We start from the raw sequence: 24218 nt of genomic DNA on the forward strand, positions 1-24218 counted from the left end.
CCTCTACGCCGACGCCCGCCGGACCCGTACGAGAAAGTCCTCCACCGCCGCCCGGTCCGGCCCGGGCGGCAGCGGTGAGGTCCTGGCCGTCTCGTCGTTCTCCTCGGCCAGGCGGTTCATCCGGCGCTCCACCTCCGGCCAGGACACCTCGCCGCGCTTCACCGCCAGCAGCTCATCGCGCGCCTCGCCGACGTCGATGTGCAGCTCGCCGGTGCGCAGCAGCTCCCGGCAGCTCGCCAGCAGCCGCAGCAGGTGCATCGCGTGCTTCCAGCGCGGCTCTCCGTACTGCCGCACGTCCGCCTCCAGCTTCTTCCGCTGGCCCAGCGCGTAGCGGACGAACGTGGCGTGGGCCAGGCGGGAGACGAACGCGCCGCGCAGCTCCAGCAGTTCGCGGCCGGTGTCGTCCACGTACTCCACCAGCGGGGAGTGCAGGCACTCCAGCACGTTCGGGTTGGCCCGCAGCGCCAGCTCGCAGAAGCGCTCCAGCTCCCACGAGAACTGCTCCGGACCAGGGCCCTCGATGTGCGTCGGAGGCTTGGTGAGGTGCCAGAACAGCGGCGTGGGAGCCACGAACACGCCTCGCCGGTCGGTGTCGCTGTCCTCCGTCGCCAGACCGAACGCGCGTGAGCCCATCACACACGCGTAGACCGTGTGATCGCGTACGAGAGCCTCGTCGGCCGGAGTGATCATGGCGGCGAGCGTACGGGGGAGGAGGCCGCGGCGCCTCGGAGATTCGGGGCCCGCCGTCTCAGCCCAGCCGGATCTCTCCGCCCGAGACGGTGATCTGCTCGGCCGGCAGCGGGCGGGTCGCGGGGCCGGCCTCGACCGCCGCGTCCGTGATGGAGAACTTGGAGCCGTGGCACGGGCAGTTGATGGTGCCGTCGCTGACCGTCGAGACGAGGCACTGCGCGTGCGTGCAGACGGCGGAGAACGCCTTGAACTCGCCCTCCTCCGGCTGCGTCACCACCACCTTCCGCTCCTTGAAGACCGTGCCGCCGCCGACCGGGATGTCACTCGTCGCGGCGAGCTGCTGACCGCCGCCGGGAGAGGCGCCGGGCGACGCGGCATCCGACGCCGTGCCCGTCGGCGTACCGCTCGCGTCCCCTCCACCGCCCTCGTCGCCGGACGATCCGCAGCCGGTCACCAAGGCGGCGGCGCCCGCCGCTCCCGCGGTCAGAACAGTCCGTCGCCGTGCGTTCGCGTTCATGGGCTCTCCAGTTGTCGGGCGTGAGGGGCGGTCTCTGGTGGCCATGGTGGTGCCGGGGAGCGCGCAGGTGAAGCAACCGGGCGGGCCCGATTCACTTCCTGTACAGTCGTCCAGGAAATCGTCACCGGGAGGCCGGCCGCCATGCACATCGCCGCTCAGGTCCTGGTCGCGCTCGTCGCGCTGATCCACGCCTACTTCCTGGTCCTGGAGATGTTCCTCTGGGACACCGACCGCGGCCGCAGGGCCTTCGGCACGACCGCCGCCTTCTCCCGCGAGAGCGCCACGCTCGCCGCCAACCAGGGCCTCTACAACGGGTTCATGGCCGCAGGCCTGGTCTGGGGCCTCATCGCCGCCGACCCGGTCGCCTTCCAGGCGCAGGTCTTCTTCCTGACCTGTCTGATCGTCGCCGGGATCTACGGCGCCGCCACCGTGAGCCGGAAGATCCTCCACGTCCAGGCCGTGCCGTCCGCACTCGCCCTCGGCGCCGTCCTGCTCGCCGGCTGAGGTCGCGATGGCTCCCGCAGTCACCGACGGCAGCGCCGATCCGCGTACCGCGCGCACCCGCGCCAAGCTCCGCACCGCGCTGCTCGCCGCCTGCGAGCACCGGCCACTCGAACAGGTCAGCGTCGCGCAGGTGGTCCGCGGGGCCGGCGTCGGGCGCGCCACCTTCTACCTCCACTACGACGACCTGCACGCGCTCGCGGTGGACGCCTGCGCCGAGGCCGTCACCGAAGCGGTCGACGCCCTGCACGCCTGGGACGGCGCGCCGCCAGGACCGAACGCGCCACCGGCGCCGCTCGCCGCGCTCCTCGCGTCCGTCCACACCCGGGCGCCCGTCTACCGCGGCCTCCTGCGCGAAGGCGGCGGCGGACCGCTCGGCGAGCTGCTCCACCGGGAGCTGCGGCAGCGCAGCCTCGACGAGCTCTCCGCCCGCCGCCCGGCGGAGACCGGACACGACCTCACCGCGAGCGCGGTCGCCGGACTCTTCACCGGGATGCTCGCCGACTGGGTCCACGGGCGCGTCGCCGCGACGCCCGAACAGCTCGCCGGCCGGATCTGGCGCACGCTCCTCGCGGTCCACGCCACCGCCCGTCTCAACCGGAGAACGCGGTGACCCGGCCCGGCGCCGTCCCTCTAGGGTGATCAGGAGCAGTGCGGAAGTGAACGAGCGAGGAGTACGACGTGGCGGTACGAGCGGTCCGAGGCGCCGTCCAGCTGGAGCGGGACGAGGCCGGACACATGGACGAGCGGGTCGGTGAGCTGCTCACGGCCGTCCTGGAACGCAACGAGCTGGTCGCCGACGACCTGATCAGCATCTGGTTCACCGCCACCCCGGACCTGCACAGCGACTTCCCGGCCGCCGCCGCACGCGGCCTCGGCATCGTCGACGTACCCCTGATCTGCGCCCAGGAGCTGGACATCGAAGGCGCCATGCCGCGCGTCGTCCGCCTCCTCGCCCACGTCGAGACCTACCTCTCGCGCGCGGAGATCAGCCACGTCTACCTCGGCGCCACCGCCGCCCTGCGCAAGGACATCGCCCAGTGAGAACCGCCCTCGTCATCGGAACCGGGCTCGTCGGCACCTCCGCCGCCCTCGCGCTCTCCGGCCGCTCCGTCCACGTCCACCTCGTCGACCACGACCCCGAATCGGCCCGCACCGCCGCCGCGCTCGGCGCCGGTACGGACGAGCCGCCGGCCGGCCGCGTCGACCTGGCCGTCATCGCCGTACCGCCCGCGCACACCGCCACCGTCCTGGCCACCGCCATGCGTGACGGTGTGGCCCGCGGCTACCTGGACGTGGCCAGCGTCAAGGGCGGCCCGCGCCGCGAGCTGGAGGCGCTCGGCCTCGACCTCACGCCGTACATCGGTACGCATCCGATGGCGGGCAAGGAGCGCTCGGGGCCGCTCGCCGCCACCGCCGACCTCTTCGAGGGCCGCCCCTGGGTCCTCACGCCGACCCGGGACACCGACACCGAGGTCCTGAACCTCGCGCTGGAGCTGGTCGCGCTCTGCCGGGCCGTCCCGGTGGTGATGGACGCCGACGCCCACGACCGGGCCGTCGCGCTCGTCTCGCACACGCCGCAGCTGATCTCCTCCATGGTCGCCGCGCGTCTGGAGGAGGCCGACGAGAGTGCCGTACGCCTCTGTGGCCAGGGCATCCGCGATGTGACCCGGATCGCCGCCTCGGACCCGCGGATGTGGGTGGAGATCCTCTCGGCCAATCCCGGGCCGGTCGCCGACGTGCTGGCCGGGGTCGCCGCCGACCTGGAGGAGACGGTACGGGCGCTGCGCGGGCTGCACTCCGCCGACGAGGAGAAGCGGCGCGCGGGCACCGACGCCATCGAGGACGTCCTGCGCCGCGGCAACGCCGGCCGCGTCCGGGTCCCCGGCAAGCACGGCGCCGCTCCGGCCGCGTACGAGACCGTGGCCGTGCTCATCGGCGACAAGCCGGGCGAGCTGGCCGCGATCTTCGCCGACACGGGCCGGGCCGGGGTCAACATCGAGGACGTCCGCATCGAGCACGCCACCGGGCAGCAGGCGGGCCTGGTCCAGATCATGGTCGAACCGAGCGCGGCCCCGGTGCTGAGCGCCGCTCTCACCGAGCGCGGCTGGTCGATCCGGAGCTGAGGCCGGTGGAGCCGAGGTCGGTGGCGGAGGCGCCGCTGGTGTCCGGCGCCTCCGCCGTACGGGGTACAAGGGCGCGTCCGGCACTCGGTAACCTGGTACGAGGCCGTCCCCTGGCCCGCCCGTCCCCACCCCGTGTACCAGGAAGGTGTCCACCGCCGTGGAAACCGCAAGCTCCGCCGTGACCGTCGCCATCGACGGGCCCTCCGGCACCGGCAAGTCGAGCACCTCCAAGGCCGTCGCCGCCAAGCTCGGCCTGAGCTACCTGGACACGGGCGCGCAGTACCGGGCCATCACCTGGTGGATGCTGAACAACGGCATCGACGTGAACAACCCCTTCGAGATCGCGACCGCCGCCGCCAAGCCCGTGATCGTCTCCGGCACCGACCCGACCGGCCCGACGATCACCGTCGACGGCGAGGACGCCTCCGGACCGATCCGCACCCAGGAGGTCACCTCCAAGGTCTCCGCCGTCAGCGCGGTCCCCGAGGTGCGCACGATCATCACCGAGCTCCAGCGGTCCATCGCCGCGGCTGCCGTGGGCGGCATCGTCGTCGAGGGCCGCGACATCGGCACCACCGTGCTGCCCGACGCCGACATCAAGATCTTCCTCACCGCCTCGCCGGAGGCCCGCGCCGCCCGCCGCAGCGGCGAGGTCAAGGGCTCCGACCTGACCGCCACCCGCGAGGCCCTGATTCTGCGGGACGCCGCCGACTCCGGCCGGAAGACCTCGCCGCTCGCCAAGGCGGACGACGCCGTCGAGGTGGACACCACCGAGCTGACCCTCCAGCAGGTCATCGAGTGCGTCGTCACCCTCGTCGAGGAGAAGCGGACCGCCGCGTGAGCGACGCCACGGGGGCGCCGACGCTGCGCGGAGCGGCTGTCGGGCGGAGGATCGGGATCGGCCTGATGCACGGGCTGTGGAAGCCGCGCGTGCTCGGCGCGTGGCGCGTGCCCGCCGCCGGACCCGTCATACTCGCGGTGAACCACTCCCACAACATCGACGGACCGATGCTGATGGGCACCGCACCGCGGCCGGTGCACTTCCTGATCAAGAAGGAGGCGTTCGTCGGCCCGCTCGACCCGTTCCTGCACGGGATCGGCCAGATCGAGGTGGACCGTACGACCGTCGACCGCACCGCCATCAGCCACGCGCTCGGTGTGCTGGGGGACGGCGGAGCGCTCGGGATCTTCCCGGAGGGCACGCGGGGCGAAGGCGACTTCGCCTCGCTGCGGGCCGGACTCGCGTACTTCGCGGTACGCGGCGGTGCGCCGATCGTTCCCGTCGCCGTCCTGGGAAGTACGGAACGCCGTGGACGGTTGATACGAGGGCTGCCCCCGCTGCGCAGCCGCGTCGACGTCGTCTTCGGTGACGCGTTCGACGCGAGCGCCGGCGACGGGCGGCGTACGCGCAAGGCGCTGGACGAGGCGACCCTGCGGATCCAGGCGAAGCTCAGCGCCCACCTGGAGAGCGCCAAGCGCCTCACCGGGCGATAGGCGAGACTTGAGTAGTGGACCGCGCTGACCGTGGTCCATCGATGATGATGTAAAGAGGAACGGACTTCATGAACGACCAGATTCACTCCGGCGGCTCGGACCACGAGCACGGAGAACTTGGCGATGCCGAGTACGCGGAGTTCATGGAGCTCGCCGCGCAGGAGGGCTTCGATCCCGAAGAGGTCGAAGGCGCTCTCGGCGAGGCCGGTCACGGCCCGCTCCCCGTGCTCGCCGTCGTCGGCCGCCCCAATGTCGGCAAGTCGACCCTGGTGAACCGCATCATCGGCCGCCGTGAGGCCGTCGTGCAGGACAAGCCCGGTGTCACCCGCGACCGCGTCAGCTACGAGGCGGAGTGGGCGGGCCGCCGCTTCAAGGTCGTCGACACCGGCGGCTGGGAGCAGGACGTGCTGGGCCTGGACGCCTCCGTCGCCGCGCAGGCGGAGTACGCCATCGAGACGGCCGACGCGGTCGTCTTCGTGGTCGACTCCACCGTCGGCGCCACCGACACCGACGAGGCCGTCGTCAAGCTGCTGCGCCGCGCCGGCAAGCCCGTCGTGCTCTGCGCCAACAAGGTCGACGGCCAGAGCGGCGAGGCCGACGCCACCGCTCTCTGGTCGCTCGGCCTCGGCGAGCCCTACCCGGTCTCCTCGCTGCACGGCCGAGGCACCGGCGACATGCTGGACGCGGTCCTGGAGGCTCTCCCGGACGCCCCGGCCCAGAAGTTCGGCACCGCGCTCGGCGGACCGCGCCGCATCGCGCTGATCGGCCGTCCGAACGTCGGCAAGTCCTCGCTGCTGAACAAGGTCGCGGGCGAGGACCGGGTCGTCGTCAACGAGCTGGCCGGCACCACCCGCGACCCGGTCGACGAGCTGATCAACCTCGGCGGCATCACCTGGAAGTTCATCGACACGGCCGGTATCCGCCGCCGCGTCCACCTCCAGGAAGGTGCGGACTACTACGCCTCGCTCCGTACGGCCGCCGCCGTGGAGAAGGCCGAGGTCGCCGTCGTCCTGATCGACTCCAGCGAGTCCATCAGCGTCCAGGACCAGCGCATCATCACCATGGCCGTGGAGGCCGGGCGGGCCATCGTCGTCGCCTTCAACAAGTGGGACACGCTGGACGAGGAGCGCCGCTACTACCTGGAGCGCGAGATCGAGACGGAGCTCGCGCAGATCTCCTGGGCCCCGCGCGTCAACGTCTCGGCCGTCACCGGCCGGCACATGGAGAAGCTGGTCCCGGCGATCGAGACCGCGATCGAAGGCTGGGAGACCCGCGTCCCCACCGGCCGGCTGAACGCCTTCCTCGGTGAGATCGTCGCCTCGCACCCGCACCCGATCCGCGGCGGCAAGCAGCCGCGCATCCTCTTCGGCACCCAGGCGGGCACCAAGCCGCCGCGGTTCGTGCTCTTCGCCTCCGGCTTCCTGGAGCACGGCTACCGCCGCTTCGTCGAGCGCCGCCTGCGCGAGGAGTTCGGCTTCGAAGGCACGCCGATCCACATCTCGGTCCGGGTCCGCGAGAAGCGCGGCCGCAACAAGTAGCACGCACGACGGAGCCCCGGCACGGTCCGTGCCGGGGCTCTCGCGTATCCGCTCTCAGGACGTATCCGCTTCTCAGGACTCCCGAGATCCTGGCGGCAGTGCCGCGGGCCGGGGCCGTCCGGCGTGCCGGCCCACCCGCTGCCAGGAGCCGAGGGTGCCGGTGTGCTGGTTCTGGACGCTGCCGGTCCCGCTGTGGCGGCTCTGACCGGCCGGCGACGGGTGGCCGCCCAGCGGGGTCCGGGAGGCGAAGAGCCCGGCGCTGAAGGCCGGGAAGCGGAGGTTCTCCTCACCGCTCCGGTCACCCGGCAACGCCCGGAACGAGCGCCGGTACTCGGAGTACAGCGCGTCGTAGATCGGGGTGGCGGAGGTGCCCGCCGATGGATCCTGCGAGGGGCGCATGGCAGGAATCTGGCTCTGGTGCTGACGGGAGGGGTCGTATGAGTGCACGTAGGTGCCAACGACCTCACCGCCCGTCGGATGCGGCCCCGCCGGAGAAATCGCTGTTCGGCGGGGCTGCCCGAGCGGGCCGGACATGATCAGGTCCCGGCCAGCGGCATGGAGGCGGCGACCAGAACGCCGTTGACCGCGGCCTTCTCCAAAGCGTCCCGGAGCAGGTCCTCGCGCGGCTGCTGGCCGATGGTTCCGGCCGGCGCGGCGAAGACCAGGACCGTCTGCGACTTGTTGACCGCGGCCCGCCAGCCGTCGGTCACCTGGAGCGGCTGGTGGGCCTGCCACCAGGCGACCGGGTTTCCGCCGCCGGAGCCCGGCTGCAGCACGGCGTGCAGCTGGCCCACGGCGAGCAGCACCGACCAGCCGGGCAGCGGAGCCGGCAGCGCCGTCAGGTCGGGCGCCGGGTGGAAGCCCTGCTCCAGCAGCAGCTGGAGGAACTCGTCGCCCCCGCTGCCGTCGGTGCCGGGCCGGGCGACCGGCCCGGTCGGTTCGACGACCAGGGCCGGGCGGACATCGTCCTCGATGAGAACGAGACCGCTGGTGATGCCGAGGACGGCCTGTTCGGGCATGCGCCCCTCCGTATTCTTCTGCTCGCTGCCGGTGATGCTGCGCACCGCGCCCTGGAGCTGGTCCTCCGCGACCTTGACGACCTGCGAGGGGATGCACGTCGCGTGGGCGAACGCGAGCACGGCGGTCTCGTCACCGATGAACAGCACGGTGCTGGTGCGTTCCTGGTCGGAGTCGCCGGGGGTGCGGCAGGAGGTGCAGTCGTAGCTGCCGGGGGTGTCGTCGCCGACGAGCAGCCGGTCGGCTTCGTCGTCGCCGATCTCGGCGCGTACGTCCTGGCTGACGTCGAGCATGCGCGGCACGGGTGGCTCCTCGAACTCGGTGCGTGCGCCGGGGGGTTCCCGGCTCATGAAGAGACAACGCGGGATTCGTGGCCGGGGTCACGCACCGGCGGGAACCGAAGTGGAGACGGAGTCGACAGATCGCTACATCGATGAGTCGACCTCTGTGTTCCGGGAGTACGCCGAGGAGTCGGCCGCCGCGCTCCGGAAGCCTGTGGGCGGGCGCCGGCGGATATTGTCCGGAAGTTTTTCCCGGACGCAGGCAACCTCTTCGCTTTTCCTCACGTCAAGCACGGAGGAAAGCGTCGCCGGAACGGGTGGCGGGCAGGCGGCCGGACGCTGAACCGGTCGCCCTCAAAGCATGCTCCGGCCACCGGACGACGGCCGGGGAACCGGACGCGCGGCTTCCGGGAATGTGCTGGTCAGGCGCGGTTCCGGCGGTGCGACGAGGGCCTCGGCAGGAGCGATGCATTCCGCGGCGGAATCCAGCCGCATTCCGGACGTATTCCGGGTGGCGAACCGCCGGGACGTACAGTCACGACAGACCGGCCAGACCAGGGGGAAACGGCGAGCGCCATGCATATTTCATTTCTTCTGCACAATGCGTACGGCATCGGAGGGACGATCCGCTCGACCTTCACCCTCGCCCGCTCCCTCGCCGAGCAGCACGATGTGGAGATCGTCTCCGTCTTCCGGCACCGCGAGGCTCCGACGTTCGGCGTACCCGACGGTGTGACTCTGCGCCACCTCGTCGATACGCGCAAGAAGAGTCCGGCGTACGACGGTGACGACGCCGAACACGCCCGGCCCGCCACGGTGTTCCCACGCGGCGACAGCCGGCACAAGCAGTACAGCAGGCTCACCGACGCCCGGATCGCCGCCCACCTCCGAGGACTTGAGGCCGATGTCGTCGTCGGCACCCGTCCCGGGCTGAACGTGCACATCAGCCGGCAGACCCGCCGAGGCCCGGTGCGCGTCGGGCAGGAGCACCTCACGCTCGACAGCCACGGCTACCGGCTGCGGCGCGAGATCGCCCACCGCTACACGCTGCTCGACGCGCTCACCACCGTCACCCGCGCCGACGCCGCGGACTACCGCCGCCGGATGAAGCTGCCGGGCCTGCGGATCGCGGCCATCCCCAACGCCGTTCCCGAGCCCGCCTGTCCGCCCGCCGGCGGCGACCTCAAGTGGGTCGTCGCGGCGGGCCGGCTGCACCCGGTCAAACGGTACGACCTGCTGGTACGGGCCTTCGCCCAGGTCGCCGCCATCCGGCCGGACTGGCGGCTGCGGATCTACGGCGGCGCGGACGCCTCCGGCGACGAACGGGCCACGCTGCGCGCGCTCGTCGACCAACTGGACCTGCACAACCATGTGTTCCTCATGGGCTCGGTCAACCCCATGGAGGCCGAGTGGCCCAAGGGATCGATCGCCGCCGTCGCCTCGGACCGCGAGTCCTTCGGCATGACCATCGTCGAGGCGATGCGCGGCGGAGTGCCCGTCGTGGCCACGGACTGCCCGCACGGACCGGCCGAGATCATCGAGGACGGCGTCGACGGCCGTCTCGTACCGGCCGGCGACACCGACGCGATCGCCGCCGCGCTGCTCCAGCTGATCCAGGACGACGACCTGCGCCACCGGATGGGCGGCGCCGCGCTCGCCGCCTCGGAGCGCTTCGCGCCGGAGCGGATCGCGGAACGCCACGAGCGCCTCTACACCGAACTCCTCGCCCGAGGCGCCCGCGCCCGCGGCCACGGTCCGCTGCGCACCGCGCTCCACCGCACCCGGGGCAGCGTGCTCGACGGCGCGTACGCCCTCAGCTACAAGGCCGCCGGCGTACTCCGCAAGGGAAAGGCAGCATGACCACCGCCACCACCGTCCGCGCCGACTGCGCCGCCGATCCGGCCGGAGCGCTCACCTTCGACCTGGCCCCCACCGCCGCGCCCGGTCCCCAGGCCGTACTGCTCCTGCGCCACCGCGGAGCGACCGCTACCACGGTCCGGCTCCCGCTGAGCCCCACCGCGTCCGGCCGGCTGCGCGCGGTCCTGCCGACGACCACCGCACTGCCGGAAGGACGCTGGGACGCGTACGTCGAGGAGCCCGGCTCCGACCGTACGCTGACCGTCCTCCCGGGCCTGCGGGACCTGCGCACCCTCGTCGACCGCACCCCGGAATCCGGCACCGCCGCGATCAGCTCCCGGGTCCCGTACCCCACCGTCGACGGCCGCCTCGCGCTGCGCAGCTGGCATCGCGCGCCGCACGCCGAGGCCGGCACGCTCCGCGTCGGCCCGACCGGCATGAGTGCCGAGGGCGTGCTGTACGGGGTGGAGGTCGGCGAGGGTGCCGTGGTGGAGGCGCGGCTGCCGGGGAAGCCGGCGCGGGTCCACCGGGTGCCGCTCACCGCCGCCGGAGAGGCGGGCGGCTTCGCCTTCACCTTGCCGTACGGGCCGCTCGCCACCGAGCCCGTCACCGAGGAGCAGCTCTGGCGGCTGTGGCTGATCCCGTCGGCCGGCGCGAAGGCGGTCAGGATCTCCCGGATCCTCGACGACATCTGGTGCCGCGACAAGACCTACGTCTATCCGAGCCGCACGGTGGCCGGCGGTGTCCTCGCCACGGCGTGCTACACCACCGCGAACGACCTCGGCGTCCGTCTGGACCCCGCGCCCGCCTGAGCGGCTTGCGGACAAGACCTGTCCGCAGGTCCTGGCAGACTCGTCCTCATGTTGGAGACCTCGGCACGACTGCTGCGTCTGCTCTCGCTGCTCCAGGCCCACCGGGACTGGTCCGGCGCCGACCTCGCCGAACGGCTCGGCGTCACCCCGCGCACCGTGCGCCGGGACGTCGACAAGCTGCGCGAGCTCGGCTACCCGGTGAACGCCAGCCCCGGCACCGGCGGCGGCTACCAGCTCGGCGCCGGGGCCGAGCTGCCGCCGCTCCTGCTCGACGACGAGGAGGCCGTCGCGGTCGCCGTGGGGCTGCGCACGGCGGCCGGCCACGGCATCGAGGGCATCGGCGAGACCTCCGTACGCGCGCTGGCCAAGCTGGAGCAGGTGCTGCCGAACCGGCTGCGGCGCCGGGTGAGCGCGCTCGGCGCCTTCACCGTGCCGATGCTGCGCGGCGCGGACACCGCCACCGTCGACCCGGCCCTCCTCACCGAGCTCGCCGCGGCCTGCCGGGACAGTGAGCGGCTCCGCTTCTCCTACCGCGCCCACGACGGCTCGGACACCCGCCGGACCGTGGAACCGCACCGGCTCGTCTGCACCGAGCATCGCTGGTACCTGGTCGCCTGGGACCTGGAGCGGGCGGACTGGCGGACCTTCCGGGTCGACCGGATCACCCCGACACCTCCGCACGGCCCCCGTTTCACACCTCGGCCTCCGCCCGCCGAGGACCTGGCCGCCTATGTCTCCCGGGGTGTCTCGGTCTCCGCCTACGCGGCGCGGGCGGTGGTCCTGCTGAAGGCTCCGGTGGCGGAGGCCGCCCGCCGCATCTCGCCGTCCGCCGGAGTGCTGGAGCCCGTCGACGCGGAGACCTGCCGGCTGACGGCGGGCGCGCCCGACCTGGACGTCCTGGTGATCCACATCCTGCTCATGGGGATCGACTTCGAGGTGGTCGAGCCGCCCGAGCTCACCGAGGTGATGGTCCGGGCGCGGGACCGGCTCGACCGGGCGCTCGCCGGATCCCGACCGGACTCCTGCCCGGTGGCGGAATCGTGAGGAAATGTACGACAGGTATAAGGGAGCATGAAATTCAGGTGTCGCGGCCATTCGGTCGACCGGCCCATGGACGGTAAAAGCGGCAGGTCATCGCAGGTGTTTCCGGAGCATGGAGACGGGTCTCGCCGCGCGGCCGTCCGAGGTGGCCGGCCAATTCGCGACACCGCTTCCGGACGGGCCGTTCGGGTGAATAAGGCGGGATATACGGGTGTGGGGATTCCGTGACACAAGCGTGACCGCAGCGGTACGCCGGGATGCGAGGGCCGGACGCGCGGCCCGGCCTTCCGTCCGCGTCCGCGGCCGCCTACGGTTAAGGGTATGGCCTCTGAACCGACCCCTCCCGCACAGCCGGACGACGCCCCCGACTCGTACGTCGGCCTCGGTGCCGACGCCGCCGAACAGCAGGCGAGAAGCCGTGGCTGGGACACCGTCCGGGCGGTCCCGCCGGGCACGTTCCTGACGATGGAGTTCCGCTCCGGACGTATCAACTTCCAGGTAGAGGACGCCACGGTGACCCGCTGCTGGGTGGGCTGACACCCGTACCGCGTTGATACGGCGAGGGCCCCGACCATGCGGTCGGGGCCCTCGCCGTTGTCCGTGGATGTGTCCTAGCCGCCCGTCACCGGACCGGCCTGGGCCGGGCTCGTGGCGGTCCGGGAGCCGTGTTCCGGGTGCGCCGGCGGGCGGCGGGTGCCCGCCGGCGCCGCCTGCGGCCGCTCCGGACAGACCGTGGGCGCGTGGTGCGCCCGCGCCCGGGCGCCGGTGGCCAGGTGCGCGGTAGGGGCGCTCCCGCCGGCCGTGAGGGTCGCGCCCTCGGCGGCGATGGACTGCGGGAGCAGCACCGGCTGAGGACCGCCTTCGGGCAGCCGTACCGGACGGCCCGTCCGGCGCCGCGCGCGCCACTGCTCGCGCACGCCGAAGACCCAGCTCTCCGCCCGCGCGATCAGCGGCTCGAACCAGGGCAGCGCCAGCAGGATCAGCAGACCCGCCGCCCAGCCCAGCACCACATCGCTGAGCCAGTGCGTGCCGATGTAGACGGTGGTGAGGCCGACGCCCAGCGAGACCGTGGCCGAGACCGCCGACAGATAGCGCCTGGCCCGGGGCGTGGTGGCCAGATAGGCGAGGATTCCCCAGGTCACGACGGCGTTGGCGGTGTGGCCGGAAGGGAATATATCGCCGCCCGCGAACATCTCGGCCGAGCCGATCTGCGTCGCGTAGTGCGGTCCGAGCCGTCCGAGGCCCAGCTTGACCGCGCCCACCGTCACATTGAGCAGCAGCAGCGAGGTGCCGAGGACCAGCAGCGGCCGCAGCGTGTGCTGACGCCAGGAGCGCCAGCCCAGCCAGCAGGCCACCATCACCGCCGTCGGGCCGCGCTGGCCGAGCACGACGTAGTAGTCGAGGAAGGCGTGCAGTTCGGGCCACTGCTGGTAGGGCCGGAACAGCATGACCTTCCAGTCCAGGGCCACCAGCCAGGACGTCACGAGCACGGCGAAGACGATGGCGAGATAGAACGCCAACGTCCCGCCGAAGAGGGCGGCACGGTGGCGGCTCATCCGCGGTGCCACTATCTTCGGCGGTTCCGGCTCCCGGTCCAGGCGGGCAAAGATGTCGGTACGCACCCAATCGACGTTACAGCGAGTGAGTGTGTGTGCAGGCCAATCCGGCCGCTTTGTGATGACGATGTGATGTGGACTCCGTCTCAGAACGATGACTTTTTCCGGGCCGGGAGAAGAATTTCCGTGATCTTGCGTCCCTTTTCCTCAGGGTTCTGTTCGGAAGCGTGTTTGATCTTCCGGGCAATTTCGTACACGGGAATCCAGAGGAATTGATCCGGCCATTCGGGGGAGGCGCACACCGCTCCGGACCGCCGCAGCCAGGCCCACGAGCGGGACTTCCGTGGCGTACGACACACTGTGCGGCGGACCGGTGTATGAGGTGGGCCACGTGTCACCAGGCCGAACTCGCGTACGCTGACGGCGCACTCGCCGGTCGATGCCGGGCCCCGGGAGACGCGATACATGAGGTCCCCGCCGGTCCACCGAGCGCGAGGGACTCATCGGGAGGTACGGAGATGTCCGGGACGACCACGGCCGGAGCCAGGCTGCGCCGAGCCGCCGACGGCGCCAACCGCTGGGTCGTCCTCGTCGTCCTCTGTCTCAGCCTGCTGGTGGTCGCGCTCGACGCGACCGTGCTCCACGTCGCGGTCCCCTCGGTCACCGAGGACCTGCGCCCGAGCGCCACCGGACTCCTCTGGATCGTCGACGCCTACCCTCTCGTCTGCGCCTCGCTGCTCATCCTCTTCGGCACGCTGGGTGACCGGATCGGCCGACGGCGGGTGCTGCTTTTCGGCTACGCGCTCTTCGGCGCCGCCTCGCTGCTCGCCGCGACCGCCGACACGCCGGCCGTCCTCATAGCGGCCCGCGCCCTGCTCGGCGTCGGCGGCGCGATGATCATGCCCGCCACCCTCTCGATCCTGCGCCAGGTCTTCCCGGACCGGCGGGAGCGGGCGATGGCCATCGGCGTGTGGACCGCGGTCGCCGCGGTCGGCGCCGCCACCGGACCGGTCGTCGGCGGCTTCCTGGTCGAGCACTTCTGGTGGGGTTCGGTCTTCCTGATCAACATCCCGCTGATGGCGGTCATCCTGCCGCTCGGCCGCTGGCTGCTGCCGGAGTCGCGCGGCGCCGACGACGGCCCGTGGGACGTGCTGGGCGCGCTGACCGCCGCGGCCGGAGTGCTCGGGGTCGTCCTCGGCGTCAAGCGGCTCGGCGGCGGCGCGGACCTCCTGGACCCGGTCGCGCTGGGCCCGTCGGCCCTCGGGCCGGCGCTCCTGATCCTCTTCGTACGCCGTCAGAGGCGCCGTACACACCCGCTCATCGACATCACCATGTTCGCCCGACCGGCCTTCTCCACCGCCGTCGGCTGCATCGTGCTCGCCATGCTGGCCCTGGTCGGCCTCCAGCTGATCGCCGTCCAGTACCTCCAGCTGGTGCTCGGCCTCAGCCCGTTGGAGACCGGCCTGCGGCTGCTTCCGCTGACCTTCGCCGCGATGGCCGCGGGTGCCACCGGCTCGTACACCCTGCGCCGCGTCGGACCCCGCAAGATGGTCGGCTGGGGCTTCGTCCTGACGGCCTCCTCCGTGCTGCTGCTCACCTCGATGGGCCACCACGACCGGCCCGCCCTGCTGACCTGCGCCTTCGTCCTGCTCGGCTTCGGACTCCAGACGACGCTGTTCGGTGCGTACGAGTCGATGCTCAGCGACGCACCGGCCGAGCGGGCGGGCGGGGCGGCGGCGATAGGGGAGACCTCCTACCAGCTCGGCGCGGGCCTCGGCATCGCGCTCCTCGGCAGCGTCATGAACGCCGCGTACGCCCCGGGACTCGCCTCCTTGCGCGACCAAGGCGTGCCGGCCCGCGCCGGTGCCGAGGCCTCACACTCGCTCGGCGAGGCCTACCAGGTGGCCGCGCAGCTCGGCGGGCCGACCGGTGAGCTGCTGCGCTCCACGGCCCGGCACGCCTTCGTCGGCGGGCTGCACGTCACGCTCTTCGTCAGCGCGGGCCTGCTGCTGCTCGGCGCGCTCGCCGCACTGCGGCTGCCGCGGGCCATGGACTGTCCGCCGAAGGACGCCTGCCTCCTGACCGACCGCCCGGCCACCGCACCCGGAGCTCCTGACAGCACGGCCTCCGCGCCCGAGTCCCATGCCGCCGCCCCGGCTCCCGCTCCCGAGCACAAGGCCGCCCGCCTGCCGCTTCCCGCGCGGCGCGAACCGGTCGAGGCCACCGGCTCTGGACGAGCGGCACGCTGAGCCGTAACGTCTCCACGACGTTTCGACTACCACTGCTAGTTTTCGGAGGCGGCGGCCGACCACCGTCCCTCCGCACCCCGTGCGAGCCGCCGGAGGCACCCTCATGACCAGCACCGAGTCCGCGAAGCCGTCGAAGCTCCCGCCGTTCGACGCCACCGATCCTCTCGGCATCGACGATCTGCTCGGCGCGGACGACCTCGCGATCCGCGACACCGTCCGCACCTGGGCCACCGACCGGGTCCTGCCGCACATCGCCGAGTGGTACGAGAAAGGCGAGCTGCCCGGCATCCGGGAGCTGGCCCGGGAGCTTGGCTCGCTCGGCGCGCTCGGCATGTCGCTCGACGGGTACGGCTGCGCCGGAGCGAGCGCCGTCCAGTACGGGCTGGCCTGCCTGGAGCTGGAGGCCGCCGACTCCGGGATCCGTTCGCTCGTCTCCGTACAGGGATCGCTCGCCATGTACGCGATCCACCGCTTCGGCTCCGAGGAGCAGAGGCGGCGGTGGTTGCCCGGCATGGCGGCCGGTGAGATCATCGGCTGCTTCGGGCTGACCGAGCCGGACCACGGCTCGGACCCGGCCGGGATGCGGACGTACGCCAAGCGCGACGGCGAGGACTGGATCCTCACCGGCCGCAAGATGTGGATCACCAACGGCTCGGTCGCCGGCGTCGCGATCGTCTGGGCGCAGACCGACGACGGCGACGAGGGGCGGGGCATCCGCGGCTTCGTCGTACCGACCGATTCACCCGGCTTCTCGGCGCCGGAGATCCGCCACAAGTGGTCGCTGCGCGCCTCGGTCACCAGCGAGCTGGTCATGGACGGCGTACGGCTTCCGGCCGACGCGGTGCTGCCGGACGCGACGGGTCTGCGCGGTCCGCTCAGCTGTCTGAGCCATGCGCGGTACGGGATCGTCTGGGGCGCCATGGGCGCGGCGCGGGCCAGCTTCGAGTCGGCCCTCGACTACGCGAGGACCCGGGAACAGTTCGGCCGTCCCATCGGCGGCTTCCAGCTCACCCAGGCCAAGCTCGCGGACATGGCCGTGGAGCTGCACAAGGGCATCCTGCTCGCCCACCATCTGGGCCGCCGCATGGACGCGGGACGGCTCCGCCCCGAGCAGGTCAGCTTCGGCAAGCTCAACAACGTGCGGGAGGCGATCGAGATCTGCCGTACCTCGCGCACGATCCTCGGTGCCAACGGGATCTCGCTGGAGTACCCGGTGATGCGGCACGCGACGAACCTGGAGTCGGTGCTCACGTACGAGGGCACCGTGGAGATGCACCAGCTGGTGCTGGGCAAGGCGCTCACCGGTCTCGACGCCTTCCGGTGACCACGACGCGTCCGAAGAGGCGCGCCGACCGGAGGCGCTGACCGGAACTTTCCGGCGAGCGCCCTGCTCAGCTCTGGTTGAAGAATCCGTCGGCCTTGCGGCCGGCGGCCTCTCCGGCGACCACCTGCGTGTCGGCCGGGGAGAGCAGGAAGACCCGGGTGGCCACCCGGTCGATCGAACCGCGCAGGCCGAAGATCAGGCCGGCGGCGAAGTCCACCACACGCTTGGCGTCGGCGGCGTCCATGGCCGTGAGGTTGACGATCACCGGGACACCGTCCCGGAACAGCTCACCGATGGCCCGTGCGTCCCGGAAGCTGTCCGGGGTCACCGTCGCGATCCGGCGGTCCTGCTCCTGCGCCGTCTCGGCGGCCACCTGCACCCGCGGGTCGGTGACCCAGGCCTGGTTGCCCGTGCCCGTCTCCGCACCCTCGGCGTACTCGTCGTCGTAGTACCGCTCGTCGTTGTCCTCTACGAGGCCCAGCCACGCACTCGCCTTGCGCACCGATCCCATGGACGCCTCCTCTCAACCGCGGTTCCTTGGTGTTCCGCATCTCTTTCGTATCCCTATGGTCGTCCATGATGCGGATACCGCGCCAAGTGGATAGTCGCCGCACAGGTGATTCGTGACGGTACTGGTGCAGAACATGTGGCGGTTCGTCAAGGTTCTTCCTGCACAAGGCCTGCCCCGTGAGGAAAATATGATGCGCCGGTCCGTACGGGTGACATGGGGGACGTACGGGTGAACGGATCACTCGATACGATGCACGGCGCTCAGGTGCGCGAGTGGCGCGCACCGGCTGGAACGGCTCGCGGGGGATCGGCATGTTCGGAATCGTGAGGCCCTGTACGCACCGGCTCTCCGAAGGTCTGCGGACCGAGTGGATGGCCCATCTCTGCGGTCTCTGCCTGGCCCTGAGGGCGGATCACGGGCAGTTTGCCCGGATCGTCACGAACTATGACGGTCTGATCGTCTCGGTTCTGACGGAGGCTCAGACCGGCACCACGCCCGCCGGGCGGCGCACCGCCGGGCCGTGTCCGCTGCGCGCCATGCGGACCGCTCCGGTCGCCCAGGGTGAGGGAGCCAGGCTCGCCGCCGCCGTCTCGCTCGTCCTCGCCTCGGCCAAGGTCCGCGACCACGTGGCCGACCGGGACGGGCTGTTGGCCCGCCGGCCGGTCGCGGCGGCCGCGCGGCGGGTGGCGGCAGGCTGGGAGGGGGCCGGAGCGCGTACGGGAGCGGCGCTCGGCTTCGACACCGCGCTCCTGGTGGACGCGGTCGACCGGCAGACCGGCATCGAGACGCTCGCCGGGCCCGGTACGCCGCTGCTGACGGTCACCGAACCCACCGAGACGGCCACCGCGGCCGCCTTCGCGCACACGGCGGTCCTCGCCGGGAAGCCGCAGAACGCGGCGCCGCTCGCGGAGGCCGGACGGCTCTTCGGACGGCTCGCGCATCTGCTGGACGCCGTGGAGGACCGGGAAGCTGACGCCGCGTCGGGTGCCTGGAACCCGCTCACGGTGACCGGTACGCCGCTGACCGAGGCGCGCCGGCTCTGCGACGACGCGCTGCACGGCGTCCGGCTCGCGCTGCGCGAGGTGGAGTTCACCGACGGCAAGCTCGTGCACGTCCTGCTCGCCCATGAGCTGCGGCGCTCGGTCGACCGGGCGTTCGGCACGTCGTCCTGCTCGCACACGGGGCTTGAGCTGCCGGAGGGCATGCTGTCGCCCGACGCCTCCTTCGGGCCGCCGCCCGGGAACCCGTACGGGCCGACTCCCGGCAATCCGTACGGTCCCACCCCTGGCGGTCCCGCCGCTCCGCCGCCGCCCCGGCCGCCGCGCGAGAGGCGCGGGCTGATCGCCGGGTGCCTGGTGTGGGCCGGGCTCGCCTGCACCTGCCAGCTGTGCTGCGGGAGCTACGAGGACCCGTGGAGCCGGGAGCGGCGGGAGGCGCCGTGCCAGGACTGCGGCGACTGCTGCGAGGGGTGCGACTGCTGCGGCCAGTGCGGCGAGGGGTGCTGCTGTTGCGGTGACTCCTGCGGGTGCGACTGCTGAGCCCGCAGGAGCCACCGGCCCCGGGCTACTTCGGCTCGGGGCCCTTCAGCTCCGGCGGCGAGATCTGGGACTCCTCGATCGCGGACTCGGTGGTGCCCCACTTCTTCAGGATCCGGTCGTAGGTCCCGTCCTTCTTGAGCTGGTTGACCGCCGCCTGGAAGGCCGGGGTCAGCGGGCTGCCCTTCTTGAAGGCGAAGCCGACGTCGAGCCGCTTGTACTCGTTGAGGAAGCGCAGTCCCTCCTGCTGGGTCACGGCGTAGCGCAGTCCGTTGATGGTGGACATGTTCACGTCGGTGCGCTTCTGCTTGAGGGAGAGCCAGACCGCCGCCGGGTCGGCGTAGGTCTTCACCTCGTAGGGCTTCTTGCCCTTCTCCGCGCACCGGGGCAGGTTCTCCTGGAGCGCGACCTCGAAGGTGGTGCCCGCGCCGGTGGAGACGTTCAGGCCGCACAGGTCGGTGAGGTCGGTGATCTCCTTCAGCTTGCTGTCCTCGCGGACGGCGAAGCCCTGGCCGTCGTTGATGTACGTCACGAAGTCGATGGTCTTGCGGCGTTCGTCGGTCACGCCGAAGTTTCCTGTGCCCAGGTCGTACTTCCCGCTGCCGAGCGCCGGCAGGATCGCCTCGAAGGAGGCGACCTCGCGCTTCAGCTCCACGCCGAGCACCTTGGCCACCGCGTCCGCGAAGTCGACGTCCGCGCCGGAGAGCGTGGTGCCGTCCTCCTCGTAGAAGGCTCCGGGCGGCGAGCCGGTGGCGGCCGCGATCCGCAGGGTGCCGGCCTTTTGGACCTCCTCCGGCAGCAGCTCCGCCACGGCGTCGGCCTTCTTCACCGCGGACACCACGTCCTTGGTCGGTGTCTTCCCCGTGGCCTCGCCCTCGGTGGTGCTCGCGCCGGGCTCCGCCGGGTCCGCGCAGCCGGTGAGCGTGAGCGCGGCGGCGGTGATCAGAGCGAAAAGGGCGCTATGGCGTGATCTGGGCATGGCTCTGTTTTTCTCCGGGTTCGTCAAGGTATGCCGACCGGCCCCGGGCCCGGCAGGGCGCGGAGCGGCGACGACAGGTTCGGTGGTGCGTGAGCGCGTACGTGCAGTGGTGCGTGAGCGCGGGAAGGTGCGGCGGAGCGAGGGGAGGGTGACGCGGTGTGTGGAGGTGAAGTCACGCGAGGAACGGTGCTCGAACGCCTTCAGAGCAGGCGTGAGCAGGAAAAACCGGACAGCAGGCGGTCAGCTCAACAGGAAGAGGACCACACGCGACCGAAGTCGATGTGGGAGCGGGTGACCAGCCACTGCTGCGAATACATGGAGCCAGTGGAACAGGCATCCGGGTGCGCGTCAACCAGGATGAGACAAGCCGCTCAGAGTGTGGACAGGCTTGACAATGCGCCGTGTTCACCGCTTATCTCGGAGGCGGACCGGCGCTGAGGGGCCCGGTCCGTGTGTGGTTCGTGGTGTGAAGGTACGCCCCGTGTTCGATCTCAGCATCCACGGAGCCCTCGCATGCCCCCGCAGACCGACCTCCTGCCTCCCTCGTCCTCCGCGCCACCCGTCAGATACGGCGGCGACAGTGCGGTCCCCCGCATCGTCCCCGTACGCCGAACGGGCCGCTGGGCAGCGGCTGTTGCCGTGCTCGTCCTTCTCGCGCTGGCGCTGAACTCGGTCATCCGCAACGAGGCCTTCGAGTGGGACGTCGTCGTCTCCTACTTCGCCACCGCCTCCGTCCTGCGCGGGCTCTGGCTCACCCTCTGGCTCACCGCCGTCGTCATGGTGCTCGGCTTCGCGCTCGGAGCGCTCCTCGCTGTGCTCCGCCTCTCCGGCAACCCGGTTCTCCAGACGGTCAGTTGGGGATACGTCTGGCTGTTCCGGTCCACGCCGATCCTGGTCCAGCTGCTGTTCTGGTTCAACATCGGCGCCCTGTACCCGCAGATCCTCGGCGTCTCCACCGTCACGCTCCTCGGCCCGGTCACCGTCGCCGTCGTCGGACTGACCCTGCACGAGGCCGCGTACGCCGCCGAGGTCGTCCGCGGCGGCATCCTCTCCGTCGAACGCGGCCAGATCGAGGCCGCGCAGTCCCTCGGCCTCGGTCCCTGGCGGCGCTTCCGGCGGATCGTGCTGCCGCAGGCGATGCGCTCCATCGTCCCGCCGGCCGGAAACATGCTGATCGGCACGCTCAAAGGCACCTCGATCGTCAGCATCATCGCCGTGCAGGACCTGCTCTACTCCGTCCAGCTCGTCTACCACCGCACCTACCAGGTCATCCCGCTGCTCCTCGTCGCCACCCTCTGGTACGCGCTCGTCACCTCGCTGCTGAGCATCGGCCAGCGCTATGTGGAGCGCTACTACGCGCGCGGTACGGCAGGTGCCCGATGAGCACCGCGCCCACGCTCGTGGTGATAGGCGGCGGCCCGCGCGGCACCGGCGTCATCGAGCGCATCGCCGCCAACGCCCGTGAGCTGTACGGGGACTTGCGCCTGGACATCCACCTCGTCGACCCCTATCCGGCCGGCGGCGGACGGATCTGGCGGCCGGACCAGTCGCCGCTGCTCTGGATGAACTCCATGGCCGAGGACGTCACCATGTTCACCGACGAGACGGTCGAGCTGGCCGGACCGGTCGTCGCGGGACCGGCCCTGCACGCCTGGGCCGAGGATGTCCGCGCCGGCCGCGTCACGCCGGACGCCGAGCCCGCCGTCCTGGCGGAGATCCACGGCCTCACCGGCCAGGACTTCCCCAGCCGGCGGCTCCAGAGCGCCTACCTCCGCTGGACCTACCAGCGCGCACTGGCCGCTCTGCCGCCTTCCGTCACCGTCCACGAGCACCGCACCACCGCCATCGCCGTGACCGGCCCGCGCGGCTCCCGCCAGCGCGTCCGGCTGAAGGACCGCACCGAACCGCTCCTCGCCGACCTCGTCGTCCTGACCGTCGGTCACCTGGACGCACAACAGAAACCGGAACAGGCTGAGTTGAGCGACTTCGCGGCGCGGCACGGACTGCTCCACCTGCCACCCGACTTCACCGCCGACACCGACCTCACCGCGCTGCCCGCCGGCGAACCGGTCATCGTCCGCGGCTTCGGCCTCGCCTTCATCGACCTGATGGTCCTGCTCACGGAGGGCCGCGGCGGCCGCCACGAGAACGGCGTCTACGTGCCTTCGGGACGCGAGCCCGTGCTGTACGTCGGATCGCGGCGTGGCGTCCCGTACCACTCCAAGATCGGCTACACCTGGACCGGTGAACGTCCTTCGCTGCCACGCTACTTGACGCCCGCCTGGGCCGATGAGCTGCTGAGCCGGACCGGTCCGCTCGACTTCCGGCGCGATGTGTGGCCGCTGGTCGCCAAGGAGCTCGGCCACGCCCACTACCACCGGCTGTTCACCGCCCACCCCGAGCGCACCACGCTGGACCTTGAGGTCTTCGACGCGAAGTACGCCGCCGCCGACCCCGGCAGCGCCGAGCTGGCCGACCTCGTCGCCGGCGCCGTACCCGATTCCGCCGACCGGCTCGACCTGGACGCGCTCGACCGGCCGCTGGACGGCGTGACGTACGAGAGCGGCGAGGCGCTCCAGGACGGGCTGCGCGACTACATCACGGCCGACCTGACGCGCCGTCATGACCCGGATCACAGCACGGATCTCGCGGTCTTCCTCGGGCTGCTCTCCGCCTACGCGCAGCTCATCCGGCTCGGCGACATCGGCAACTGGTGGCACGGCTTCTTCAGCTACCTCGCCTCCGGCCCGCCAGGACCCCGCCTGGAGCAGCTCCTCGCGCTCTCCCGGGCCGGTGTGGTGCGCTTCCTCGGCGCCTCCATCGCCGTGGAGGCCGACGAGGAGCGCGGCGTCTTCCGGGCCTCCTCCGCCACCGTGCCCGGCGAGCGGACCGAAGCCCGCGCACTGGTCGAGGCCCGCCTGCCGGACCCCTCGCTCCGCCACACCGCCAGCCCGCTGCTGCGGACCCTGTACGAGGGCGGGGCCGCCGTCACCGACACCGGGCTGCTCTCCGTGGACCCGGGCGACAGCCGCATCGTCGACCGCGAGGGCCGCCCGCACCCGCGCCGCTTCGCGCTCGGCCCGTTCACCACGGCCCGCAACAGCGGCGCCTTCACCCGGCCCCGTACCGGCGGACCCGCCTTCCGGCAGAACGACGCCACCGCACGCGCCGCCCTCACCTTCCTGCGCGACCTCTCCTGTCACGGCCGCCTCGCCTCCTGAAACCGCCGCAGCTCCTTCCCGCAACCCCGCTCCCAAGGAACCCCGCCATGTCGCTGACCAGCGATCCACCCATCGATCCATCCGCCGGAACGCCCGACGGTCCAGCTGCCGGGAAGGCCGCCGACCCCGGCGCCGACTACGGAGAGCTGACCGTCGTCCCGGCCCGCCATCCCTGGCGCTGGGTCGCGGTCGCCGTGACCGCGATCCTGGTCGCCCAGTTCATCAACGGGCTGGTCACCAACCCCGGTTGGGAATGGGACGTCTTCGCTCAGTTCTTCACCGCGCCGGTCATCCTCAAGGCCGTCTGGCTCACGCTCCAACTGACCTTCTACGGAACGGTCCTCGGCTTCGCGCTCGGCATCGTGCTGGCGTTCATGCGGCTGTCGGCGAGTCCGTTCCTGCGGACGGTCGCGTACGGCTACATCTGGGCGTTCCGCTCGATCCCGCTCATCGTGCAGCTGCTGTTCTGGTTCAACCTGGCCTACCTGTACAAGGAGCTGCAGTTCGGTATCCCGTTCGGGCCGGGCTTCTTCACCTTCGACACGATGAACCTGGTCGGCGCGGTCAGCGCGGCCGTCCTCGGCCTCGCGCTGCACCAGGCGGCCTACGCGGCGGAGATCGTACGCGGTGGCGTACTGGCCGTCGGCGGCGGCCAGTTGGAGGCGGCGGCCGCTCTCGGCATACCCAAAATCCGGCAGCTGCGCCGGATCGTGCTGCCGCAGGCGATGCGCTCGATCCTGCCCAACGCGGCCAACGAGATCATCTCGCTCTTCAAGGGCACGTCGATCGTCTCCGTCATGGCCATTGGCGAGCTCTTCTACCAGGTCCAGGTCGTCTACGGCCGCAGCGGCCGGGTCGTCCCGCTGCTGATGGTCGCCACCGCCTGGTACATCCTCCTGACCACCGCCCTCTCGGTCATCCAGTACTACGTCGAACGTCACTACGCGAAGGGGGCCGTGCGATGAGCGC

24 protein-coding genes are annotated in these 24218 nt (G+C 71.6%); 17 read left to right on the plus strand and 7 right to left on the minus strand.

What is annotated here, in order from left to right; translation table 11 throughout:
• Positions 1-3: 3 nt before the first annotated feature.
• Together ABZ267_RS22770 and ABZ267_RS22775 are read right to left on the minus strand one after the other, a co-directional pair.
• The gene (locus ABZ267_RS22770; RefSeq protein ID WP_356754596.1) at positions 4-690 is read right to left on the minus strand and encodes a nucleotidyltransferase domain-containing protein; all 687 of its coding nucleotides are present in this window, start codon (positions 688-690) and stop codon (positions 4-6) included.
• Positions 691-748: 58 nt separating this feature from the next.
• A complete protein-coding gene (locus ABZ267_RS22775; RefSeq protein ID WP_356754598.1) occupies positions 749-1207 on the minus strand; it encodes a Rieske (2Fe-2S) protein in 459 nt (152 codons plus the stop codon).
• Between the two features lie 141 nt (positions 1208-1348).
• Here ABZ267_RS22775 and ABZ267_RS22780 point away from each other — a divergent pair, with 141 nt between their 5' ends.
• The 7 genes from ABZ267_RS22780 (at position 1349) to der (ending at position 6866) form a co-directional block, all read left to right on the plus strand.
• Positions 1349-1711, plus strand: coding sequence for a DUF1304 domain-containing protein (locus ABZ267_RS22780; RefSeq protein ID WP_356754600.1), 363 nt, complete (start codon positions 1349-1351; stop codon positions 1709-1711).
• Between the two features lie 7 nt (positions 1712-1718).
• The gene (locus tag ABZ267_RS22785; RefSeq protein ID WP_356754602.1) at positions 1719-2321 is read left to right on the plus strand and encodes a TetR/AcrR family transcriptional regulator; all 603 of its coding nucleotides are present in this window, start codon (positions 1719-1721) and stop codon (positions 2319-2321) included.
• A 68-nt stretch (positions 2322-2389) separates the two neighbouring features.
• Entirely contained in the window at positions 2390-2752 is a 363-nt protein-coding gene (gene aroH / locus ABZ267_RS22790; protein ID WP_018515490.1) for a chorismate mutase, read from the plus strand.
• On the plus strand, positions 2749-3834 hold the full coding sequence (locus ABZ267_RS22795; RefSeq protein ID WP_356754604.1) for a prephenate dehydrogenase: 1086 nt from the start codon (positions 2749-2751) through the stop codon (positions 3832-3834). Before aroH ends, ABZ267_RS22795 begins: the two co-directional genes overlap by 4 nt.
• A 145-nt stretch (positions 3835-3979) precedes the next feature.
• Positions 3980-4675 carry a (d)CMP kinase gene (gene cmk / locus ABZ267_RS22800; RefSeq protein WP_356754606.1) on the plus strand — a complete coding sequence of 232 codons (696 nt, stop codon included), beginning with the start codon at positions 3980-3982 and terminating at the stop codon, positions 4673-4675.
• Positions 4672-5328 carry a lysophospholipid acyltransferase family protein gene (locus tag ABZ267_RS22805; protein ID WP_356754608.1) on the plus strand — a complete coding sequence of 219 codons (657 nt, stop codon included), beginning with the start codon at positions 4672-4674 and terminating at the stop codon, positions 5326-5328. The genes cmk and ABZ267_RS22805 overlap by 4 nt, the downstream gene beginning before the upstream one ends.
• Before the next feature lie 68 nt (positions 5329-5396).
• Positions 5397-6866 (plus strand): ribosome biogenesis GTPase Der, encoded by a 1470-nt coding sequence (der, locus tag ABZ267_RS22810; RefSeq protein ID WP_356754610.1) that lies wholly within the window; start codon positions 5397-5399, stop codon positions 6864-6866.
• A 72-nt stretch (positions 6867-6938) separates the two neighbouring features.
• Here der and ABZ267_RS22815 read toward each other — a convergent pair whose 3' ends face one another.
• On the minus strand, positions 6939-7265 hold the full coding sequence (locus ABZ267_RS22815; protein ID WP_356754612.1) for a hypothetical protein: 327 nt from the start codon (positions 7263-7265) through the stop codon (positions 6939-6941).
• A gap of 137 nt (positions 7266-7402) precedes the next feature.
• A complete protein-coding gene (locus tag ABZ267_RS22820) occupies positions 7403-8185 on the minus strand; it encodes a hypothetical protein (protein ID WP_026242105.1) in 783 nt (260 codons plus the stop codon).
• Between the two features lie 555 nt (positions 8186-8740).
• Between ABZ267_RS22820 and ABZ267_RS22825 the strand changes: the two genes are divergently transcribed.
• The 4 genes from ABZ267_RS22825 to ABZ267_RS22840 all read left to right on the plus strand — a co-directional run bounded on the left by ABZ267_RS22825 (position 8741) and on the right by ABZ267_RS22840 (position 12411).
• Positions 8741-10024, plus strand: coding sequence for a glycosyltransferase family 4 protein (locus ABZ267_RS22825; RefSeq protein WP_356754614.1), 1284 nt, complete (start codon positions 8741-8743; stop codon positions 10022-10024).
• Positions 10021-10833, plus strand: a complete 813-nt coding sequence (locus ABZ267_RS22830) for a transferase (protein ID WP_356754616.1) — start codon at positions 10021-10023, stop codon at positions 10831-10833. The genes ABZ267_RS22825 and ABZ267_RS22830 overlap by 4 nt, the downstream gene beginning before the upstream one ends.
• 48 nt (positions 10834-10881) lie before the next feature.
• The gene (locus ABZ267_RS22835) at positions 10882-11877 is read left to right on the plus strand and encodes a YafY family protein (protein WP_356754618.1); all 996 of its coding nucleotides are present in this window, start codon (positions 10882-10884) and stop codon (positions 11875-11877) included.
• A 318-nt stretch (positions 11878-12195) separates the two neighbouring features.
• On the plus strand, positions 12196-12411 hold the full coding sequence (locus ABZ267_RS22840) for an I78 family peptidase inhibitor (RefSeq protein WP_356754620.1): 216 nt from the start codon (positions 12196-12198) through the stop codon (positions 12409-12411).
• A gap of 74 nt (positions 12412-12485) precedes the next feature.
• Here ABZ267_RS22840 and ABZ267_RS22845 read toward each other — a convergent pair whose 3' ends face one another.
• Positions 12486-13496 (minus strand): phosphatase PAP2 family protein, encoded by a 1011-nt coding sequence (locus ABZ267_RS22845; RefSeq protein WP_356754622.1) that lies wholly within the window; start codon positions 13494-13496, stop codon positions 12486-12488.
• Positions 13497-13948: 452 nt separating this feature from the next.
• Between ABZ267_RS22845 and ABZ267_RS22850 the strand changes: the two genes are divergently transcribed.
• Complete coding sequence (locus ABZ267_RS22850) at positions 13949-15679, plus strand: MFS transporter (protein ID WP_356754624.1); 1731 nt, start codon at positions 13949-13951, stop codon at positions 15677-15679.
• A 103-nt stretch (positions 15680-15782) separates the two neighbouring features.
• Positions 15783-17003 carry an acyl-CoA dehydrogenase family protein gene (locus ABZ267_RS22855; RefSeq protein ID WP_356754626.1) on the plus strand — a complete coding sequence of 407 codons (1221 nt, stop codon included), beginning with the start codon at positions 15783-15785 and terminating at the stop codon, positions 17001-17003.
• 67 nt (positions 17004-17070) lie between these two features.
• Here ABZ267_RS22855 and sepF read toward each other — a convergent pair whose 3' ends face one another.
• Positions 17071-17514, minus strand: a complete 444-nt coding sequence (sepF, locus tag ABZ267_RS22860) for a cell division protein SepF (protein WP_356754628.1) — start codon at positions 17512-17514, stop codon at positions 17071-17073.
• Between the two features lie 311 nt (positions 17515-17825).
• Here sepF and ABZ267_RS22865 point away from each other — a divergent pair, with 311 nt between their 5' ends.
• Positions 17826-19052, plus strand: a complete 1227-nt coding sequence (locus ABZ267_RS22865) for a DUF5685 family protein (RefSeq protein WP_356754630.1) — start codon at positions 17826-17828, stop codon at positions 19050-19052.
• Between the two features lie 25 nt (positions 19053-19077).
• Here the strand turns inward: ABZ267_RS22865 and ABZ267_RS22870 are convergent, their stop codons facing one another.
• Complete coding sequence (locus ABZ267_RS22870) at positions 19078-20028, minus strand: ABC transporter substrate-binding protein (RefSeq protein ID WP_356754632.1); 951 nt, start codon at positions 20026-20028, stop codon at positions 19078-19080.
• A gap of 513 nt (positions 20029-20541) precedes the next feature.
• Between ABZ267_RS22870 and ABZ267_RS22875 the strand changes: the two genes are divergently transcribed.
• Genes ABZ267_RS22875 through ABZ267_RS22885 form a run of 3 tightly spaced genes read left to right on the plus strand, consistent with a single transcriptional unit; the run spans position 20542 to position 24214 of the window.
• A complete protein-coding gene (locus tag ABZ267_RS22875; protein WP_356754634.1) occupies positions 20542-21411 on the plus strand; it encodes an amino acid ABC transporter permease in 870 nt (289 codons plus the stop codon).
• The gene (locus ABZ267_RS22880; protein WP_356754636.1) at positions 21408-23249 is read left to right on the plus strand and encodes an FAD/NAD(P)-binding protein; all 1842 of its coding nucleotides are present in this window, start codon (positions 21408-21410) and stop codon (positions 23247-23249) included. The genes ABZ267_RS22875 and ABZ267_RS22880 overlap by 4 nt, the downstream gene beginning before the upstream one ends.
• A 47-nt stretch (positions 23250-23296) precedes the next feature.
• Positions 23297-24214 (plus strand): amino acid ABC transporter permease, encoded by a 918-nt coding sequence (locus tag ABZ267_RS22885; protein ID WP_356754638.1) that lies wholly within the window; start codon positions 23297-23299, stop codon positions 24212-24214.
• Positions 24215-24218 lie beyond the last annotated feature (4 nt).

Origin of the sequence: Streptomyces sp. NPDC006174, assembly GCF_040614075.1 — a bacterium.
Taxonomy (GTDB): domain Bacteria; phylum Actinomycetota; class Actinomycetes; order Streptomycetales; family Streptomycetaceae; genus Streptomyces.

Bases quoted from the DNA above. Each gene is read 5' to 3' on its own strand.
- ABZ267_RS22770 (WP_356754596.1), bottom strand. From the start codon at position 690: ATGATCACTCCGGCCGACGAGGCTCTCGTACGCGATCACACGGTCTAC.
- ABZ267_RS22775 (WP_356754598.1), bottom strand. From the start codon at position 1,207: ATGAACGCGAACGCACGGCGACGGACTGTTCTGACCGCGGGAGCGGCG.
- ABZ267_RS22780 (WP_356754600.1), top strand. From the start codon at position 1,349: ATGCACATCGCCGCTCAGGTCCTGGTCGCGCTCGTCGCGCTGATCCAC.
- ABZ267_RS22785 (WP_356754602.1), top strand. From the start codon at position 1,719: ATGGCTCCCGCAGTCACCGACGGCAGCGCCGATCCGCGTACCGCGCGC.
- der (WP_356754610.1), top strand. From the start codon at position 5,397: ATGAACGACCAGATTCACTCCGGCGGCTCGGACCACGAGCACGGAGAA.
- ABZ267_RS22815 (WP_356754612.1), bottom strand. From the start codon at position 7,265: ATGCGCCCCTCGCAGGATCCATCGGCGGGCACCTCCGCCACCCCGATC.
- ABZ267_RS22825 (WP_356754614.1), top strand. From the start codon at position 8,741: ATGCATATTTCATTTCTTCTGCACAATGCGTACGGCATCGGAGGGACG.
- ABZ267_RS22830 (WP_356754616.1), top strand. From the start codon at position 10,021: ATGACCACCGCCACCACCGTCCGCGCCGACTGCGCCGCCGATCCGGCC.
- ABZ267_RS22835 (WP_356754618.1), top strand. From the start codon at position 10,882: ATGTTGGAGACCTCGGCACGACTGCTGCGTCTGCTCTCGCTGCTCCAG.
- ABZ267_RS22840 (WP_356754620.1), top strand. From the start codon at position 12,196: ATGGCCTCTGAACCGACCCCTCCCGCACAGCCGGACGACGCCCCCGAC.
- ABZ267_RS22850 (WP_356754624.1), top strand. From the start codon at position 13,949: ATGTCCGGGACGACCACGGCCGGAGCCAGGCTGCGCCGAGCCGCCGAC.
- ABZ267_RS22855 (WP_356754626.1), top strand. From the start codon at position 15,783: ATGACCAGCACCGAGTCCGCGAAGCCGTCGAAGCTCCCGCCGTTCGAC.
- sepF (WP_356754628.1), bottom strand. From the start codon at position 17,514: ATGGGATCGGTGCGCAAGGCGAGTGCGTGGCTGGGCCTCGTAGAGGAC.
- ABZ267_RS22865 (WP_356754630.1), top strand. From the start codon at position 17,826: ATGTTCGGAATCGTGAGGCCCTGTACGCACCGGCTCTCCGAAGGTCTG.
- ABZ267_RS22870 (WP_356754632.1), bottom strand. From the start codon at position 20,028: ATGCCCAGATCACGCCATAGCGCCCTTTTCGCTCTGATCACCGCCGCC.
- ABZ267_RS22875 (WP_356754634.1), top strand. From the start codon at position 20,542: ATGCCCCCGCAGACCGACCTCCTGCCTCCCTCGTCCTCCGCGCCACCC.
- ABZ267_RS22880 (WP_356754636.1), top strand. From the start codon at position 21,408: ATGAGCACCGCGCCCACGCTCGTGGTGATAGGCGGCGGCCCGCGCGGC.
- ABZ267_RS22885 (WP_356754638.1), top strand. From the start codon at position 23,297: ATGTCGCTGACCAGCGATCCACCCATCGATCCATCCGCCGGAACGCCC.